Origin of the sequence: Streptomyces sp. NBC_00287, assembly GCF_036173105.1 — a bacterium.
GTDB lineage: Bacteria > Actinomycetota > Actinomycetes > Streptomycetales > Streptomycetaceae > Streptomyces.
Genome location: NZ_CP108053.1, coordinates 7,466,910 through 7,480,491 on the forward strand (window position 1 = coordinate 7,466,910; position 13,582 = coordinate 7,480,491).

At 71.3% G+C, this 13,582-nt stretch carries 12 protein-coding genes; 4 read left to right on the forward strand and 8 right to left on the reverse strand.

The annotated features are described in order from the left end of the window. Positions 1-71: 71 nt before the first annotated feature. Positions 72-641: a TetR/AcrR family transcriptional regulator gene (locus OHT76_RS33890; RefSeq protein ID WP_328874663.1), complete on the reverse strand. Its 570-nt coding sequence runs from the start codon at positions 639-641 to the stop codon at positions 72-74. Between the two features lie 103 nt (positions 642-744). Between OHT76_RS33890 and OHT76_RS33895 the strand changes: the two genes are divergently transcribed. Further along, positions 745-2,931, forward strand: a complete 2,187-nt coding sequence (locus OHT76_RS33895) for an MMPL family transporter (RefSeq protein ID WP_328874664.1) — start codon at positions 745-747, stop codon at positions 2,929-2,931. Between the two features lie 14 nt (positions 2,932-2,945). On the opposite strand, the gene OHT76_RS33900 is transcribed toward OHT76_RS33895, so the two are convergent. From OHT76_RS33900 to OHT76_RS33920, 5 genes are read right to left on the reverse strand one after another with little or no spacing between them, the layout of a single operon-like run. Then, positions 2,946-3,281 (reverse strand): DoxX family protein, encoded by a 336-nt coding sequence (locus OHT76_RS33900; protein WP_328874665.1) that lies wholly within the window; start codon positions 3,279-3,281, stop codon positions 2,946-2,948. Beyond that, positions 3,278-5,239: an acetoacetate--CoA ligase gene (locus OHT76_RS33905; protein ID WP_328874666.1), complete on the reverse strand. Its 1,962-nt coding sequence runs from the start codon at positions 5,237-5,239 to the stop codon at positions 3,278-3,280. The genes OHT76_RS33900 and OHT76_RS33905 overlap by 4 nt, the downstream gene beginning before the upstream one ends. Further along, entirely contained in the window at positions 5,236-6,819 is a 1,584-nt protein-coding gene (gene mhpA / locus OHT76_RS33910) for a bifunctional 3-(3-hydroxy-phenyl)propionate/3-hydroxycinnamic acid hydroxylase MhpA (RefSeq protein ID WP_328874667.1), read from the reverse strand. The genes OHT76_RS33905 and mhpA overlap by 4 nt, the downstream gene beginning before the upstream one ends. Before the next feature lie 19 nt (positions 6,820-6,838). Then, positions 6,839-7,777 carry a fumarylacetoacetate hydrolase family protein gene (locus tag OHT76_RS33915; RefSeq protein ID WP_328874668.1) on the reverse strand — a complete coding sequence of 313 codons (939 nt, stop codon included), beginning with the start codon at positions 7,775-7,777 and terminating at the stop codon, positions 6,839-6,841. After that, positions 7,774-8,892, reverse strand: coding sequence for a VOC family protein (locus OHT76_RS33920; protein ID WP_328874669.1), 1,119 nt, complete (start codon positions 8,890-8,892; stop codon positions 7,774-7,776). Before OHT76_RS33920 ends, OHT76_RS33915 begins: the two co-directional genes overlap by 4 nt. 136 nt (positions 8,893-9,028) lie before the next feature. Here OHT76_RS33920 and OHT76_RS33925 point away from each other — a divergent pair, with 136 nt between their 5' ends. Then, positions 9,029-9,664 carry a TetR/AcrR family transcriptional regulator gene (locus OHT76_RS33925; RefSeq protein ID WP_328874670.1) on the forward strand — a complete coding sequence of 212 codons (636 nt, stop codon included), beginning with the start codon at positions 9,029-9,031 and terminating at the stop codon, positions 9,662-9,664. Positions 9,665-9,681: 17 nt separating this feature from the next. Further along, positions 9,682-10,329, forward strand: a complete 648-nt coding sequence (locus OHT76_RS33930) for a TetR/AcrR family transcriptional regulator (RefSeq protein ID WP_328874671.1) — start codon at positions 9,682-9,684, stop codon at positions 10,327-10,329. A gap of 4 nt (positions 10,330-10,333) precedes the next feature. On the opposite strand, the gene OHT76_RS33935 is transcribed toward OHT76_RS33930, so the two are convergent. After that, positions 10,334-11,086, reverse strand: a complete 753-nt coding sequence (locus OHT76_RS33935; protein WP_328874672.1) for an LmeA family phospholipid-binding protein — start codon at positions 11,084-11,086, stop codon at positions 10,334-10,336. Positions 11,087-11,111: 25 nt separating this feature from the next. After that, positions 11,112-11,747, reverse strand: coding sequence for a TetR/AcrR family transcriptional regulator (locus OHT76_RS33940; RefSeq protein WP_328874673.1), 636 nt, complete (start codon positions 11,745-11,747; stop codon positions 11,112-11,114). Between the two features lie 162 nt (positions 11,748-11,909). On the opposite strand from OHT76_RS33940, the gene OHT76_RS33945 reads away from it, so the two are divergent. Continuing rightward, positions 11,910-13,532 carry an MFS transporter gene (locus tag OHT76_RS33945; protein WP_328874674.1) on the forward strand — a complete coding sequence of 541 codons (1,623 nt, stop codon included), beginning with the start codon at positions 11,910-11,912 and terminating at the stop codon, positions 13,530-13,532. Positions 13,533-13,582 lie beyond the last annotated feature (50 nt).

A 13,582-nucleotide genomic window follows, 5' to 3' on the forward strand; every position in this document is an offset into this window, starting at 1 on the left:
CACTCACTTCGTTCGTTGCACTTTAGTCACCTCATCTGAAGGTTTCGTCAGTTCTATTGACTGACCTCTACCTACGCAGTGTCGAGCGTGACGGCTCCCGCGCGCAGGAAGGTCATCGCCGTATCGATGTCGGATTCCTGCGGGCGGTGGCAGACCTCGCTGATGACCGCCGCCGCTGCCGCGGCCACCATGCGGGGGCCGAAGTCGTCCGGGGCGACGCCCCGTTCCTCGGCGAAGATCCGCACGCCCTCCTGGATGACCTCCGCCAGGCGGGCGTTGGCGACGGCCCTGAGCTGGGGATTGAGGTCGAGCATCCGGTCCTCGAGGTCGTCCAGGTCGGTGCGCTCGGCGATCTCGCGGCGCAGCCAGAGCTCCAGCGCGTCCAGGGTCGTCCGTCCGTCCGGCCGCTCGCGCAGCGCCGCGCCCAGCCGGTCCGCGAACGCGTCGAAGTGGGAGGTCGCCAGCTCCAGCTTCGACGGGAAGTAGAGCGTGACGGTACGCGGCGACACCTCGGCCGCCGCCGCGATGTCCGCGATCGTCGTCGCCTCGAAGCCGCGCTCGGCGAACAGCTCGTACGCCGCCCGGAGGATCGCCTCCCTGCGCCGCGCCTTGGAACGTTCCCGCAGACCCTCGCTCATCATGACCGACACATTACCATCGGTGGTTAATTTACAGTCGACTGTAAAAATGCCGTACGGTGTAGCGAGTCGGGGTCGGAAGACCAGGATCGAGAGGGGAACGGACATGGCGTCACGCCTGTACACCTGGGGGCGGTGGGCGGTACGCCGTCGCGGCCGGGTCATCGCGGTCTGGCTGCTGCTGCTCGCTGTCGTGGGCGGCCTCGGGATCACCCTGCACGGCAAGGCGACCACCGAGTTCTCGGTGCCGGGCATCGAGTCGCAACAGGCGCAGGACCTGCTGGAGAAGGAGTTCCCCGAGGCCTCGGGCGGGGTGGCCCGGGTGGTGTTCGCGGCGCCCGAGGGGGGCGAGCTCAGCGAGCCGAAGACGACGGCGGCTCTTGAGGCGAGCCTGAAGAAGGCCGCCGAGGTGCCGGGTGTCGTGAACGTCTCCGCCCCGGTGAACAGCGCGAACCTGCGGATCGGCTACTCCGACGTCCAGTTCGAGCAGCAGGCCAGCGATGTGTCGGACGCCGCCAAGGACGCTCTGTCCGACGCGATGGCCCAGGCCCGGGAGGCCGGTCTGGAGGTCGAGTTCGGAGGCTCGGCCATGGAGCCCAAGACCGAGGTCGGCGGTCCGGCCGAGGTGGTCGGCGTCGTCATCGCCTTCGCCGTACTGGCCCTCGCCCTCGGCTCCCTCATAGCCGCCGGACTCCCGCTGCTGACCGCCCTCGTGGGCGTCGCGATCGGCGTCCTCGGCGTGCAGTTCGTGTCCCGCTTCATCGAGATGACCAGCACCGCCACCGTGCTCGCCCTGATGATCGGGTTGGCCGTGGGCATCGACTACGCGCTCTTCATCATCTCCCGCCACCGCGAGCAACTCGCCGACCCCGAACAGGACGTCGAGGACTCCATCGCCCGAGCCGTGGCCACCGCCGGTGGCGCGGTCGTCTTCGCCGGCGCGACCGTGATCATTGCGCTGGCGGCGCTCGCGGTCACCGGCATCCCCTTCCTCACGGTGATGGGCCTGGCCGCCGCGGCCACCGTGCTGCTGGCGGTCCTGGTCGCGATCACTCTCGTCCCCGCCGTACTCGCCCTGTTCGGAGAGCGGCTACGGCCACGCAGCCGCCGTAAGACCGAACGCGCCCCCGGCGCCTGGGGCCTGGCCTGGGGACGGGCGGTCACCCGCAAGCCCCTGCTCGTCCTGCTGGCCGGTGTCATCGGCCTGCTCGCGCTCGCCGTACCCGCCAAGGACCTGCGCCTCGGTCTGCCCAGCAATGCCTCGCAGCCGGTCGACAGCACCCAGCACAAGAGCTACGACCTGCTGACGGAGGGCTTCGGGCCCGGCTTCAACGCCACGCTGACGGCCGTGGTCGACCTGGACGGCATCCCCGCCGCCGACCGCACCGCGACCGTGACGGAACTGCGCACGGCCCTGGCGGGCGACCGCGGTGTGGCCGTCGCCGCCCCGCCGGTCACCAACGCCGACTCGACCCTCGCCGTCATCGCCGTCGTCCCGAAGACCGGGCCCGACGCCCAGGCCACCACCGACCTGGTGCACCGCCTGCGCGACAACGCGCCCACCGTCGACAAGGCGGGCGGCACCCTCTACATCGCGGGGACGACCGCCGCCGCGATCGACGTGGCAGGCAAACTCTCCGACGCGCTCCCGCTGTTCATCGCCATCATCGTGATCCTGGCCCTGATCCTGCTGACCATCGCCTTCCGGTCACTGCTGGTCCCGGTCAAGGCCGCCCTCGGCTTCCTGCTCTCGGTCGCCGCGTCCCTGGGCGCCACGGTCTGGGTCTTCCAGAACGGCAACCTCAACGGCATCCTCGACATCCCCTCGGCGGGCCCGGTCACCAGCTTCCTGCCCGTTCTGCTGATCGGCGTCCTCTTCGGACTCGCCATGGACTACGAGGTGTTCCTCGTCAGCCGGATGCGCGAGCACTACGAGCACACCGGCGACGCCGCCGAGGCCGTGACCCAGGGGATGGCCCGCAGCGGCCGGGTGGTCAGCGCCGCCGCGCTGATCATGGTCGCGGTCTTCGGCGGGTTCGTCTTCAACCACGACCCGATCATCAAGTCCATCGGTTTCGCCCTGGCGTTCGGTGTATTCGTCGACGCCTTCGTGGTCCGCATGACCCTGGTCCCGGCCGCCATGGCCCTGCTCGGCCGCCGCGCCTGGGGCCTGCCCGGCTGGCTCGACCGGATCACTCCGGACGTCGACATCGAAGGGGCAAAGCTCCCGGGACGCGAGGCAGCCGAGGCGGCCGAGGCGGAGCAGAAGGAGCGCGAGATGGCAGGGCGCTGAATCCCGCCGGGAGTTCAGCCCGCCGCCACCGCGTACGCCGCTGCCGCGAGGGCCAGCGCGGCGGCGGGCACCGCCCGTGCCGGAGGATCTCCATGGCGCAGGTGCACCACCGCCGCCGCGGTCATCAGCAGCGCGAGACCGATCGCGGCGGCCACCCCGAGTGGGGTCGAGGCCAGTCCCAGGAGTAGCCCGGCCGCCCCGGCGATCTCCAGGGCGCCGATGACCCGGTAGTGGCCGGGTGACATACCGAGGTGGGCCGCCGCCTGGCGCATGAACGGTACGGCGGCGATCTTCGCCAGGCCCAGGGGGAGGAAGACGCAGGACAGGGCGATGGCCAGTGCTGTCATCATGCCGATCCGTCCCGGCGCTCGGCGCCCAGACGGGCGTAGAACTCGATGAGCTCGGGGGCGTCCACGGCGGCCGGGTTGACGACCTGCTCGACCGGGGCGCCCTGGAGCAGGCGTTTGATCGGGACTTCGAGCTTCTTGCCGGTGCGGGTGTGTGGGATGCCCGGTACTTCGAGGATCTCGTCGGGGACGTGACGGGGGGAGGCGCCGGTGCGGATCGCCTCCTCGATCTGCTCGCGGAGAGCGTCGTCGAGGGTCACCCCGGCGGCGGGGACCACGAACAGGGGCATCCAGTAGCCGCCGTCCGGTTCCTCCGCGCCGATGACGAGGGCCTCGGTGATCTCGGGGAGGCGTTCGACCACGTCGTGGATGTCGGCGCTGCCCAGACGGACGCCGTTGCGGTTCAGCGTGCTGTCGGAGCGGCCGTGGACGATCACCGAGCCGTGTCCCGTGACCGTGATCCAGTCGCCGTGCCGCCACACGCCCGGGTAGGAGGAGAAGTACGCGTCGCAGTAGCGGCTGCCGTCGGGGTCGTTCCAGAAATACAGCGGCATCGACGGCATGGGGCGGGTGACGACCAGCTCGCCGACCTGATCCACGACCGGCTCGCCCCCGGCGTCGTACGAGGCCAGCGCCACGCCCAGATGCGGCGCGGACAACTCGCCCGCCCAGACGGGGGTGTTGGGCGCGCTGCCCGCGAAGCCGGACACCACGTCCGTGCCGCCGCTGATGGAGGCGAGCAGGACATGTTCGCCGACGTGGTCGCGGACCCAGGGATAGGCGGAGGCCGGCAGGGCGGAGCCGGTGCAGCCGACGACGCGGACGGACGACAGGTCGTGCCCGGAGGGGTCGATGCCGAACTTGGCCATGCCCAGCAGGTATTGGGGGCTGGTGCCGAAGACGGTCACCCGGTGCCCGGCGGCCAGCTCCCACAGCACGTCGAGCTTGGCGAAGGGCGCCGGGCTGCCGTCGTAGGTGCAGGTCGTGGCACCGGTCAGCAGCGTCGAGGCGACGAGGTTCCACATCATCCAGTGGGTGGTGGTGTACCAGAGCAGCCGGTCGCCGGGGCCCAGATCGGAGTGCAGGCCGAGCGTCTTCAGATGCTCCAGGACGACACCGCCGTGGCCGTGGACGATGCCCTTGGGCAGGCCCGTGGTGCCGGAGGAGAACACGACCCACAACGGGTGGTCGAACGGGACCGGTGTGCAGGTGAGTTCCTCGGTGCGGGTGGAGGCGTCCTCCCACGGGACCACCAGGGACGGGTAGGTGGCGTCGGGCCACGGCAGGCCCACGTGGTTCACCAGCAGCGTGGCCTTCAACGTCGGTAGCGCCTGGGCCAGTTCGAGGGCCGCGTCGCGGCGGTCGTGGGTGGTGCCGTTGAAGAGGTAGCCGTCGGCGGCGACCAGGACGGTGGGTTCCAGCTGGGCGAACCGGTCGGCGGCGGCCTTGGGCGCGTAGTCCTGCCCGCACACCGACCACACGGCGCCGAGACTCGCGGCGGCCAGGAACGCGACGATCGCGTGCGGGGTGTTGGGCAGATAGCCCACCACCCGGTCGCCCCGCCCCACTCCCAGGTCCCGCAGGGTCGCGGCCACCGAGGCGACCTGGGCGTGCAGCCGCCCGCCGCTCACCTCGTACCCGGAGCCGGTCTCGTCGAGGGCGAGGATCGCCGTGCCGTCGTCGGTGAGGTTGCGCAGGGCGTGGTGGGCGTAGTTGAGGGTGGCACCGGAGAACCAGCGGGCGCCCGGCATGGCCTCCTCGGCCAGGACCTGCTGGTACGGGGTGTCCGCGGCGATGCCGAAGTAGTCCCAGACCGCGCGCCAGAAGCCCTCCAGGTCGGTGACCGACCAGTGGTGCAGGGCGGTGTAGTCGGTGCCGTCCAGCCCGGCGTGGCGGGCGAAGTCGACGATGCGGCTGGACGCGGTGGTCTCCGGATCGGGCGTGAAAAATGGCGCTGTCATCGTGCGGAGCTCCTCAACAGGCTTTCGGCAACGTTCCGTGGGGAAAGTCGTGCGGTGTGCAGCAGGGATGCCCAGTCGGCCGTCGCCGTGAAGTCGTGGCGGCCGGAGGGGACCACATCCATGACGACCCGGTCCGGGCGCAGCAGTACGGCGTCCGCCCGCCCCTCGCGCATCCAGTCCGCGAGCCGGCCGTCGTCGCCGAGTCCGGCCACGAGGACGGTCCGGGCACCCAGTCCGTCGGCGACCGCCTGCGACGACGGTGACAGCGGTGCGGCCGTCAGCACGGCGAAGGAGTCGCCGAGCAGGTCGTCGAGGCGGACGCGGCGGCCCTCAAGGGTCACCCACGGCTGCGGGCAGAAGCGGCCCCCGAGACCGCGCCGCCGGTGGTGTACGAGCGGACCGGCGGCGAGGACCGGACTGAGGTTGCGCGCGACCCCCGTACTCAGCCCGGGAACCCGGACGGCCGCGCCCAGGAGCCCGCGCCGGACGGCGGCGGCACCGTCCTGGCCGCCGGTCATGGCCCAGCCCATGGCGACCGCGAGCCGGATCACATGGCGGGCGTGCGGCTTGCGTTCGCTCTCGTACGTGTCCAACAGCCGCTCCTCCGCGCCCTGTTGGAGGACCCAGGCGAGTTTCCAGGTCAGGTTGTACGCGTCGCGCATACCCGCGCACAGCCCCTGCCCGATGAACGGCGGAGTGAGGTGGGCCGCGTCGCCGAGGAGGAAGATGCGACCCCGGCGCCAGCGGTCCGCGATCCGTGCGCGGAAGGTGTACTGCGCCTGCCGCAGCACGTCGAAGTCGGCGCCGTGCGCGAGGTCCAGCCACGGGGCGACCAGCGCCCGCAGCCGCTCATGGTCGAGGGCGGAGTCGTCCTTCAGCCGGAACTCCCAGCGGTAGCGGTCCTCGCCGATCCGCATGAACGTCGCGGGGCGCCGCGGATCACAGATCTGCTCGACGCCTTCCCAGCAGCGGACCGGGAGGCTGGTGCGCACATCGATGACCGTCCAGCGCTCCTCGAAGCGCAGGTCCTCCCATCCGGCACCGATGGACTCGCGGACGAGGCTGCCCGCGCCGTCGCAGCCGAGGACGGCGTCCGCCCGCAGCCGGTGCTCGCCCGTGTCGTCGCGGTAGGTGACGCGGACCGGACCGGCGCCGTCCTGCTCGACGCCGACGACCTCCGCCCCACCGCGCAGCTCGCACTCCGGGGTACGGGCCAGGGCGTCCCGGAGCACCCGCTCCAGCTCGGGCTGGTCGAACATGCTGGTCTGCGGGAAGCCATGGGCCCCCTGCGCGGCGCGCGGGAACTCGGCCATCACCCGGTGCCGGGCGTCCAGCAGCCGCAGTCCCCGCGCGGGGCGGGCGATCGCGGCGAACTCCTCCTGGACCCCTGCGGCCTGGAGGATGCGGCGCACCTCGTCGTCGGTGGCGACGGCGCGCGGCAGGGGGTAGACGTCGTGGTGGCGTTCGAGGACGACGGTCCTCACCCCGCGCCGGGCCAGCAGGAGGGCGGCGGTCACACCCACCGGTCCGGCTCCGACGATCACCACGGGTACGTCTGCCGAGTTGTGCTCGACGGTCATGTGCGGCTCACTTCGGGTCTCAGTGCGCGTCGGCCACGGGCGTACGCTGCTCGCCCAGGTCGATCCGGCCGTCCGGGGTGGCGATGGTGGCGGTGATGACGTCGCCCTGGTGGAGGTAGTGCGGGTTCTTGGCCTGCGTCTTGAAGAACGCCTTCCACTTCACGGCGGGCGGCAGCAGCGCGCCGATCTTTTCGACGGCCTTCGGCGGGGCCTTCAGGGCGGTGCCGCCGGGGGTGCCGGTCAGCAGCAGGTCGCCGGGGTCGAGGGTCTGGAACCGGGCCAGCAGAGTCAGCGCCTGCGCCGGACGGACGATCATGTCGGCGAGGGTGCGGTCCTGACGCAGCTCGCCGTTGACCGACAACTTCAGCCGCAGATCGAGGAGATGGGCGAAGTCCTCCGGCTCCAGCAGGGCGAGGTACGGCCCGGCCGGGGTGAAGGTGGGGTACGACTTGCTCTCGTAGAACTGCGTCTTGGTCAGCTGTACGTCACGGGCGCTGACGTCGTTGGTGATCACGAGCCCGGCGACGTACGAGGGCAGGTCGCGCTCCTCGACGACGGTGCCGATGGGCAGCGGGGCGCCCATGACCAGGCCCAGTTCGATCTCGTAGTCGAGGAACTTCACATGCGCGGGCCGGACGATGCTCTCGTGCGGTCCGCTCACCGACCCGGAGGCCTTGCGGAAGAAGGCGGGCGGGATGTCGCCGGTGAAGCCCGAATCGCGGGCGTGGCTGCGGTAGTTGACCATCTGGGCGACCACCCGGCAGGGGGTGGTGACCGGGGAGAGGGCCACCAGGTCGGCGACGGGCGTGCCCGCTTCGTCCGACAGAGCCGCCTCCCGTACGGCGGCCCGGTCGGCGAGCAGCTCGCCGGTGGTGGCGGCCTTGGTGTCGACGGGGACGGCGCGCTCGCCGCGCACCACCCACCAGCCGTCGGCGGTACGCAGGACGTTGGTGCTCATGAGTTCATCGCTTTCATCAGGCCCAGCAGACGTGCGGGGTCGAGTTCGTTGTCACCGCGCAGGGCGTGCAGCACCTCGCGGACCTTGGCGGGGGACGGACTGGCGCCGAGGAAGTCCCGGGTGGCGGGCGGCCCCCACTGGGCCAGGCCGCTGGCCGACATGGGCGCCCAACCGGGTTCGACATCGCAGGAGAACAGGTCGCCGTCGGCGAAGTGCTCCAGCATGAAGTGGTCGGGGTCGCGCCAGTAGTCGAAGAGCTGGCTGCCCTGGATATGCCGACCGATGCCCCAACTGCGCTGGTAGCCCCGCTCGTTGAGGTACTCCCCGCCGGCGGCGATCGAGTCGAGGTCGGTCACCTGGTAGGCGGAGTGGACGTATCCCGTGCCCGGCCCCAGGTGCATGGCCAGGGTGTGATGGTCGGCCGGGGCGCTGCCGAGGTCGCAGCGGATGAACGCCATCGTCGGACCACGGCCCCGCTGCCCGTCCAGGAAGAGGAAGTCGGACACGATCATCCCGAGGGTGTCCAGGTACCAGTCCAGGGCCCGGCCGAACACGCGCGTCTCCAGCACCACATGACCGAGGCGCTGGATGCGGGACGGCTCGCGCGGCGGGCGCTGCGTGACGTTCGTACGACGGTGCTCCGCGCCGAAGTTGAGGAGCAGCGGCCGCTGCCCGGGCAGCTCGGGGAGCTGTTCGGCGCAGTGCACGACCCGCACCGGGAAGCCCGAGGGATCGAGCAGGCCGACCGCCTTGCCGCCGCCGGGCACGTCCGCGTCCCGCACGGCCGCCCCCGTCGCCCGGGCCAGCCGGTCCAGGTCGGCCCGCTCCGCCGCCCGGAACGCCGGGCCGATGAAACGCGACGTACGGCCGCGCCGGATCACCATGCAGGGCGAGCCCGCGAAGGTGCCGCGCAGCCACAGTTCCTGTTCCGTACGGGCGGCGATTCCGAAGCCGAAGTCCCGCGCGAAGACCTCCGCGCGGTCCAGGTCGGGCTTCTCGAACTCCAGCCAGGCCAGGTCCGCCACCTTGATCACGGGGTTCCGGGAGCGACCGGGGTGTTCGCCGCGCAGGGCGCCCTGCTCGCTGTGGAGGTCCTGATGAGCCGTCTTGGACATGACGTCCTCCAAGCAACATTGCTGTAATGAGGAAATCATCAGCTTTGAAATAACGATCGTCAATAGCTGATCCCAGTGAATCTGATGAAATCATCAAAACTGTGGAGGCGGGGTGATCGTTGCTAGACTCGCGCGTATGCCGACGTCAGCCCCGCCCAAGAACCGCTTCGAGCGACGCCGCGCCGAGACCCGTCAGGCGCTGGTCCGGGCGGCCCGGCAGATCCTCGCCGAGACCGGGGACACCAGTGCGAGCATCCAGACGATCGCGGAGCGCGCGGACGTCGGCTTCGGCACCTTCTACAACCACTTCGAGTCGAAGACGGAGCTGTTCGACGCGGCGGTGCGGGATGCCCTCGAAGAGTTCGGCCGGACCTTCGACGAGCAGTTGGAAGGCGTCGACGACCCGGCGGAACTCGTCGCGGCCGGCTTCCGGCTCAGCGCGCACCTGTCCGCTTCCCGGCCCGAGCTGATGAAGGTCCTGCGCCACCGCGGCCTCAGCCATATCTACTCGGACTCGGGCCTGGCCCCGCGTGCGGTGCGCGACCTGGAGGTCGGCATCGCCTCCGGCCGTTTCACCGTCGCCGACCCGACCGTGGCGCTGACCGCCCTCGGTGGCTCGCTGCTCGCGCTGGTGGAGCTGCGGTTCGCCCGGCCGGACCTCGACGGCGACGAGACCGCGTCGAACCTGGCCGAGATGCTGCTGCGCATGCTGGGCGTCCCGCCCGAGGACGCCTATGACGTCGCCCGGCGCCCGCTGCCCGACCGCGACTGAGAAGGGGCTGAGCCGCCGTGTCCAAACCCGTCGTCCGCGAACCCCTGCGTCGCAACTCCCGCTCCAACCGCGCCCGTATCCTCGCCACCGCCCGGCAGGAGCTCGGCCGGAACCCCGATACGACCCTGGAGGAGATCGCACGGGCCGCCGGAGTGGTCCGCCGTACGGTCTTCGGGCACTTCCCGGGCCGTGCGGCCCTGTTGGAGGCGCTCGCCGAGGAGGCGTCCGAGGCCCTGCGCGGCGTCGCGGGAGCGTCGGACGCGTCGGATGCGCCGGACGCCGAGGAGCCGCCCGAGCGAGCCCTGGCCCGGTTCGTCCTGTCGGTCTGGCCCGTCGGTGACCGCTACCGGCTGCTCCTCACCCTCGCCCGCCGGGACCTGGGCACGGAACGGGTCGCCGAGATCCTCGCCCCGGCCCGTCACCGGGCCACCGCCATCCTCGACCGGGGCGGGAGCGCGGGCGTGTTCCACGACCACCTGCCCGCGCCGGTGCTGAGCGCCGCCCTGGAAGCCCTCACCCTCTCCCTGCTGGAGAGCGTCAACACGGGGACGTGGGAGGACGACGGGACGCGGACCGCCGTGGCCACGCTGGTCGCGGCGGGTGTGCCGGAACCGACGGCGACCTCGGTCGTCGAGGGCGTGGCCGCGGAGCTGCGAGCGGGCTGACCGTTCACGCGGACGTCGAGTCGGGGTGGAAGGTGACCTCCGTGCCGGTGAAGCGGGCGTCGATGCCGTCCTCGGTGGTGGTGACCGACCGCAGGCTCAGCCCCTCGGGGACGTTCTGAACGGGGACCGGCGTCTCCATGGCCTGGTCCAGCAGCGCCTTCGCCGGAGGGATCAACTCGCCCTCGGTGACGCGGAGATCCGAGAAGACGATGCGGTTGCCGGAGGCCGCCGACACGTCCGCGCTCAACGTCACGTCACCGGCCAGCGGCAGGCTGACGCTCACGTCGACCCGACCGGCTTCATCGCCCCGTGAGACGTCCACGCCGAGTGCCTGCGACACGTCCTCGTACGACAGACGCGCGGTCGCCTCGACGCTGCGCGCATGGGCCGCGTCGGCGCTCCCGGACGTCTTCAGCCCGTCGATCCCGACGGTCAACTCGGTTACCGGTAGGGGCCGTTCCGTTCCCCTCGCGGGTATGTCGTGGGCGGTGATGTCGACGTGCCGAAGGCGGCCCTCGGCCAGCTGATTCAGCACGGGAAATCCACTGACGTGCACGTCAGGGCGCTCCGGCGTCCCCATGCCGTCCTGGAAGGCCTTCGCCGTACGGCTCTCCGCCCGGGCCGCGGCAACACGGTCGACGACGACGGCGCCGAGCAGCAGCGCGGCGAGGGAGACGACGGCGACGATTCGGCGCCGCCTGTGGGGAGTCGGCGGGCTCGCGTAGACGGCGGTGTGCTCGTACTCGGAGTGGTACATGGCGTTCCTCTCGGTGTTCTCGTCCTCAGGTGTTGACGGGCCCGGGGCGCCGGAGTTCGCCGATGAGCGCCGCGGCGAGGTCGCGGTCCGCGCCTACCGCGATCAGGGCGGCCGTCGCGCTGTGCGTGCCGTCGTCTGTCCAGCACTCGGCGTTCACGCATTCCAGGAGGGCCAGCAGCAGCCCTTCGACCGCCCTGCTGAGCGGCTCGGGGGGAACGCTGGTGTGGAAGACGCCCTGCCGCTGCCCGCGTTCGATGATCGCGGTCGCCAAGTCGCGGGCGGGGGCGAGGATTTCGTTCACGCGGTCCGGTCCGAGGTCCTGGGGCCCGAGCCGCAACAGCGTGCGGTAGCGGTCGCCGACGGGCCACAGGGCCAGGACGAAGCGCGCCATGGCGGTGACGGAGTCGGGATCGGGGACCGCCACCGCCGCCAGAGCCCGGCGCAGCGCCTCCGCGGCCTCCGCGGCGAGCCCTTCGACCAGCGCGGTCCGCCCGGCGAAGTGGTCGTACACGGTACGGCGCACCACACCGGCGGCCTCGGCGATGTCGGTGAGGCTGCTGTCGGGATCACGCCCGAGTTCCTGTCGTGCCGCTTCGAGGATGCGGGCCCGGGTGAGCTGTGTCTGACGGCGTGCGCCGCCTGTGACGTGGGGGTTTGTCATAGGGGGCCTCCGGTCGAGGGGGAGGGCGAGCTCGATACTTGCACACCAACGGGCAATAAACTAGTCTGCACATCGTTGGGCAATTAACTGCCGTGCGGTGCCCCTGTCCGCACCCCTACGGCTCCTGCCGCCCCCTCACCCCGCCGCCCCGAGGAGCTCCCGATGCCGCTGATAGCCACCACACCCGCCGAGAGGATGACCGGGCCCTATCCCCGCCGCTGGTGGGCCCTGCTGGTGCTCTGCCTCAGCCTGCTGATCGTCGTCATGGCGAACACATCGCTGATCGTGGCGGCGCCGGACATGACCAAGGACCTGGGCCTGACCAGCAGCGATCTGCAGTGGATCATCGACGGCTACACCGTCCCCTACGCCGCGCTGATGCTGGTCCTGGGCGCGATCGGCGACAAGTACAGCCGCCGGGGCGCGCTGATCCTCGGTCTGCTGATCTTCGCGGGCGGTTCGGTGATGGGCGGTCTGGTCGACGAGACCGGCCTGGTCATCGCCGCCCGCGCGATCATGGGCGTGGGCGCCGCCGTCGTCATGCCGGCCACCCTGTCCCTGCTGGTCGCGATGTTCCCGCGGGGCGAACGGGCCAAGGCCATCACCGCCTGGAGCGCGACCTCCGGCCTCGCCATCGCCGCGGGACCGCTCGCCGCCGGCTGGCTGCTGCAGGACCACGCCTGGGGCTCCACCTTCCTGATGAACGTCCCCATCGCGCTCCTCGCCGTCGTCGGCGCGCTGGTCCTGGTGCCGCCGTCGAAGGCGGAGAAGGCGGGCGCGATCGACTACGTCGGCGGCCTGCTCTCCATGGTCTCCATCGGCTCCCTGGTCTACGCCACCATCGAGGGCCCGCACTTCGGCTGGGGCGCCGGCCCGATCACCGCGGCCGTGGTCGCCGGTGTCGGCCTGCTGGCCTTCGTGGCCTGGGAGTTGAAGCACCCCAACCCCATGCTGGACGTGCGCAAGTTCAAGGAGCGCCCCTTCAGCGGGTCGATGCTCGCGGTGCTGTTCTTCTTCTTCGGCACCTTCGGCTCGCTCTACTACTCCACCCAGTTCCTGCAGTTCGTCCTCGGCTACGACGCGCTGGAGACCGGCATACGGCTGCTGCCGCTGGCCGGAGCCGTCTTCGCCGGCGCCGCGGTGACCGGGCGGGTGGCCCCGAAGCTGGGCGTGAAGCTGGTGGTGGGGGCCGGCATGGTGATCGGCACGGTGGGCGTCGTCCTGCTCACGCTGATCGAGTCGGGCTCGACGTACACCGACTTCGTGGCGCCGCTGCTCCTGCTCGGCTTCGCGATCGGCCTGAGCGTCGCCCCGGCCACCGACACCATCATGGGCTCCTTCCCCGAGTCGGAGCTGGGTGTCGGCGGCGGCGCCAACGACACCGCGCTGGAGCTCGGCGGTTCCCTGGGCATCGCCATCCTCGGCTCGCTCCTCGCCACGTCCTACAAGGACAAGCTGACCGACCTGATCGGCGGCCAACTCCCGGCCGCCGCGATGGACACCGCCAAGGACTCGGTGGGCGGCGGCCTCGCTGTCGCCGAGCAGGTCGGGCAGAACCCCCAGGGCGGAGCCCAGCAGGCCCAGGCCCTCATCGACGCCGTCCACGAGTCCTTCGCCCACTCGATCGCCCACACCAGCCTCATCGGCGCGATCATCATGGCCGCCGGAACCATGATCGTCATCGCGGTCCTGCCCGGCCGCAAGGCCGCCGGCAAGCACCGCCAGGCCGAGCCCGGGACGGCGGAGACCGAGCCGGACGAGGAGTACGCGGACACCGCGCGGTAATCCGCCCCGCATCCCCGCCCGGCCTCGTTCCGTCGAGGCCGGGCGGCCCT

Coding starts and splice junctions, on each gene's coding strand:
- OHT76_RS33900 (WP_328874665.1), bottom strand. CDS start 3,281: ATGATGACAGCACTGGCCATCGCCCTGTCCTGCGTCTTCCTCCCCCTG.
- OHT76_RS33920 (WP_328874669.1), bottom strand. CDS start 8,892: ATGTCCAAGACGGCTCATCAGGACCTCCACAGCGAGCAGGGCGCCCTG.
- mhpA (WP_328874667.1), bottom strand. CDS start 6,819: ATGACCGTCGAGCACAACTCGGCAGACGTACCCGTGGTGATCGTCGGA.
- OHT76_RS33935 (WP_328874672.1), bottom strand. CDS start 11,086: ATGTACCACTCCGAGTACGAGCACACCGCCGTCTACGCGAGCCCGCCG.
- OHT76_RS33945 (WP_328874674.1), top strand. CDS start 11,910: ATGCCGCTGATAGCCACCACACCCGCCGAGAGGATGACCGGGCCCTAT.
- OHT76_RS33895 (WP_328874664.1), top strand. CDS start 745: ATGGCGTCACGCCTGTACACCTGGGGGCGGTGGGCGGTACGCCGTCGC.
- OHT76_RS33915 (WP_328874668.1), bottom strand. CDS start 7,777: ATGAGCACCAACGTCCTGCGTACCGCCGACGGCTGGTGGGTGGTGCGC.
- OHT76_RS33940 (WP_328874673.1), bottom strand. CDS start 11,747: ATGACAAACCCCCACGTCACAGGCGGCGCACGCCGTCAGACACAGCTC.
- OHT76_RS33905 (WP_328874666.1), bottom strand. CDS start 5,239: ATGACAGCGCCATTTTTCACGCCCGATCCGGAGACCACCGCGTCCAGC.
- OHT76_RS33890 (WP_328874663.1), bottom strand. CDS start 641: ATGATGAGCGAGGGTCTGCGGGAACGTTCCAAGGCGCGGCGCAGGGAG.
- OHT76_RS33925 (WP_328874670.1), top strand. CDS start 9,029: ATGCCGACGTCAGCCCCGCCCAAGAACCGCTTCGAGCGACGCCGCGCC.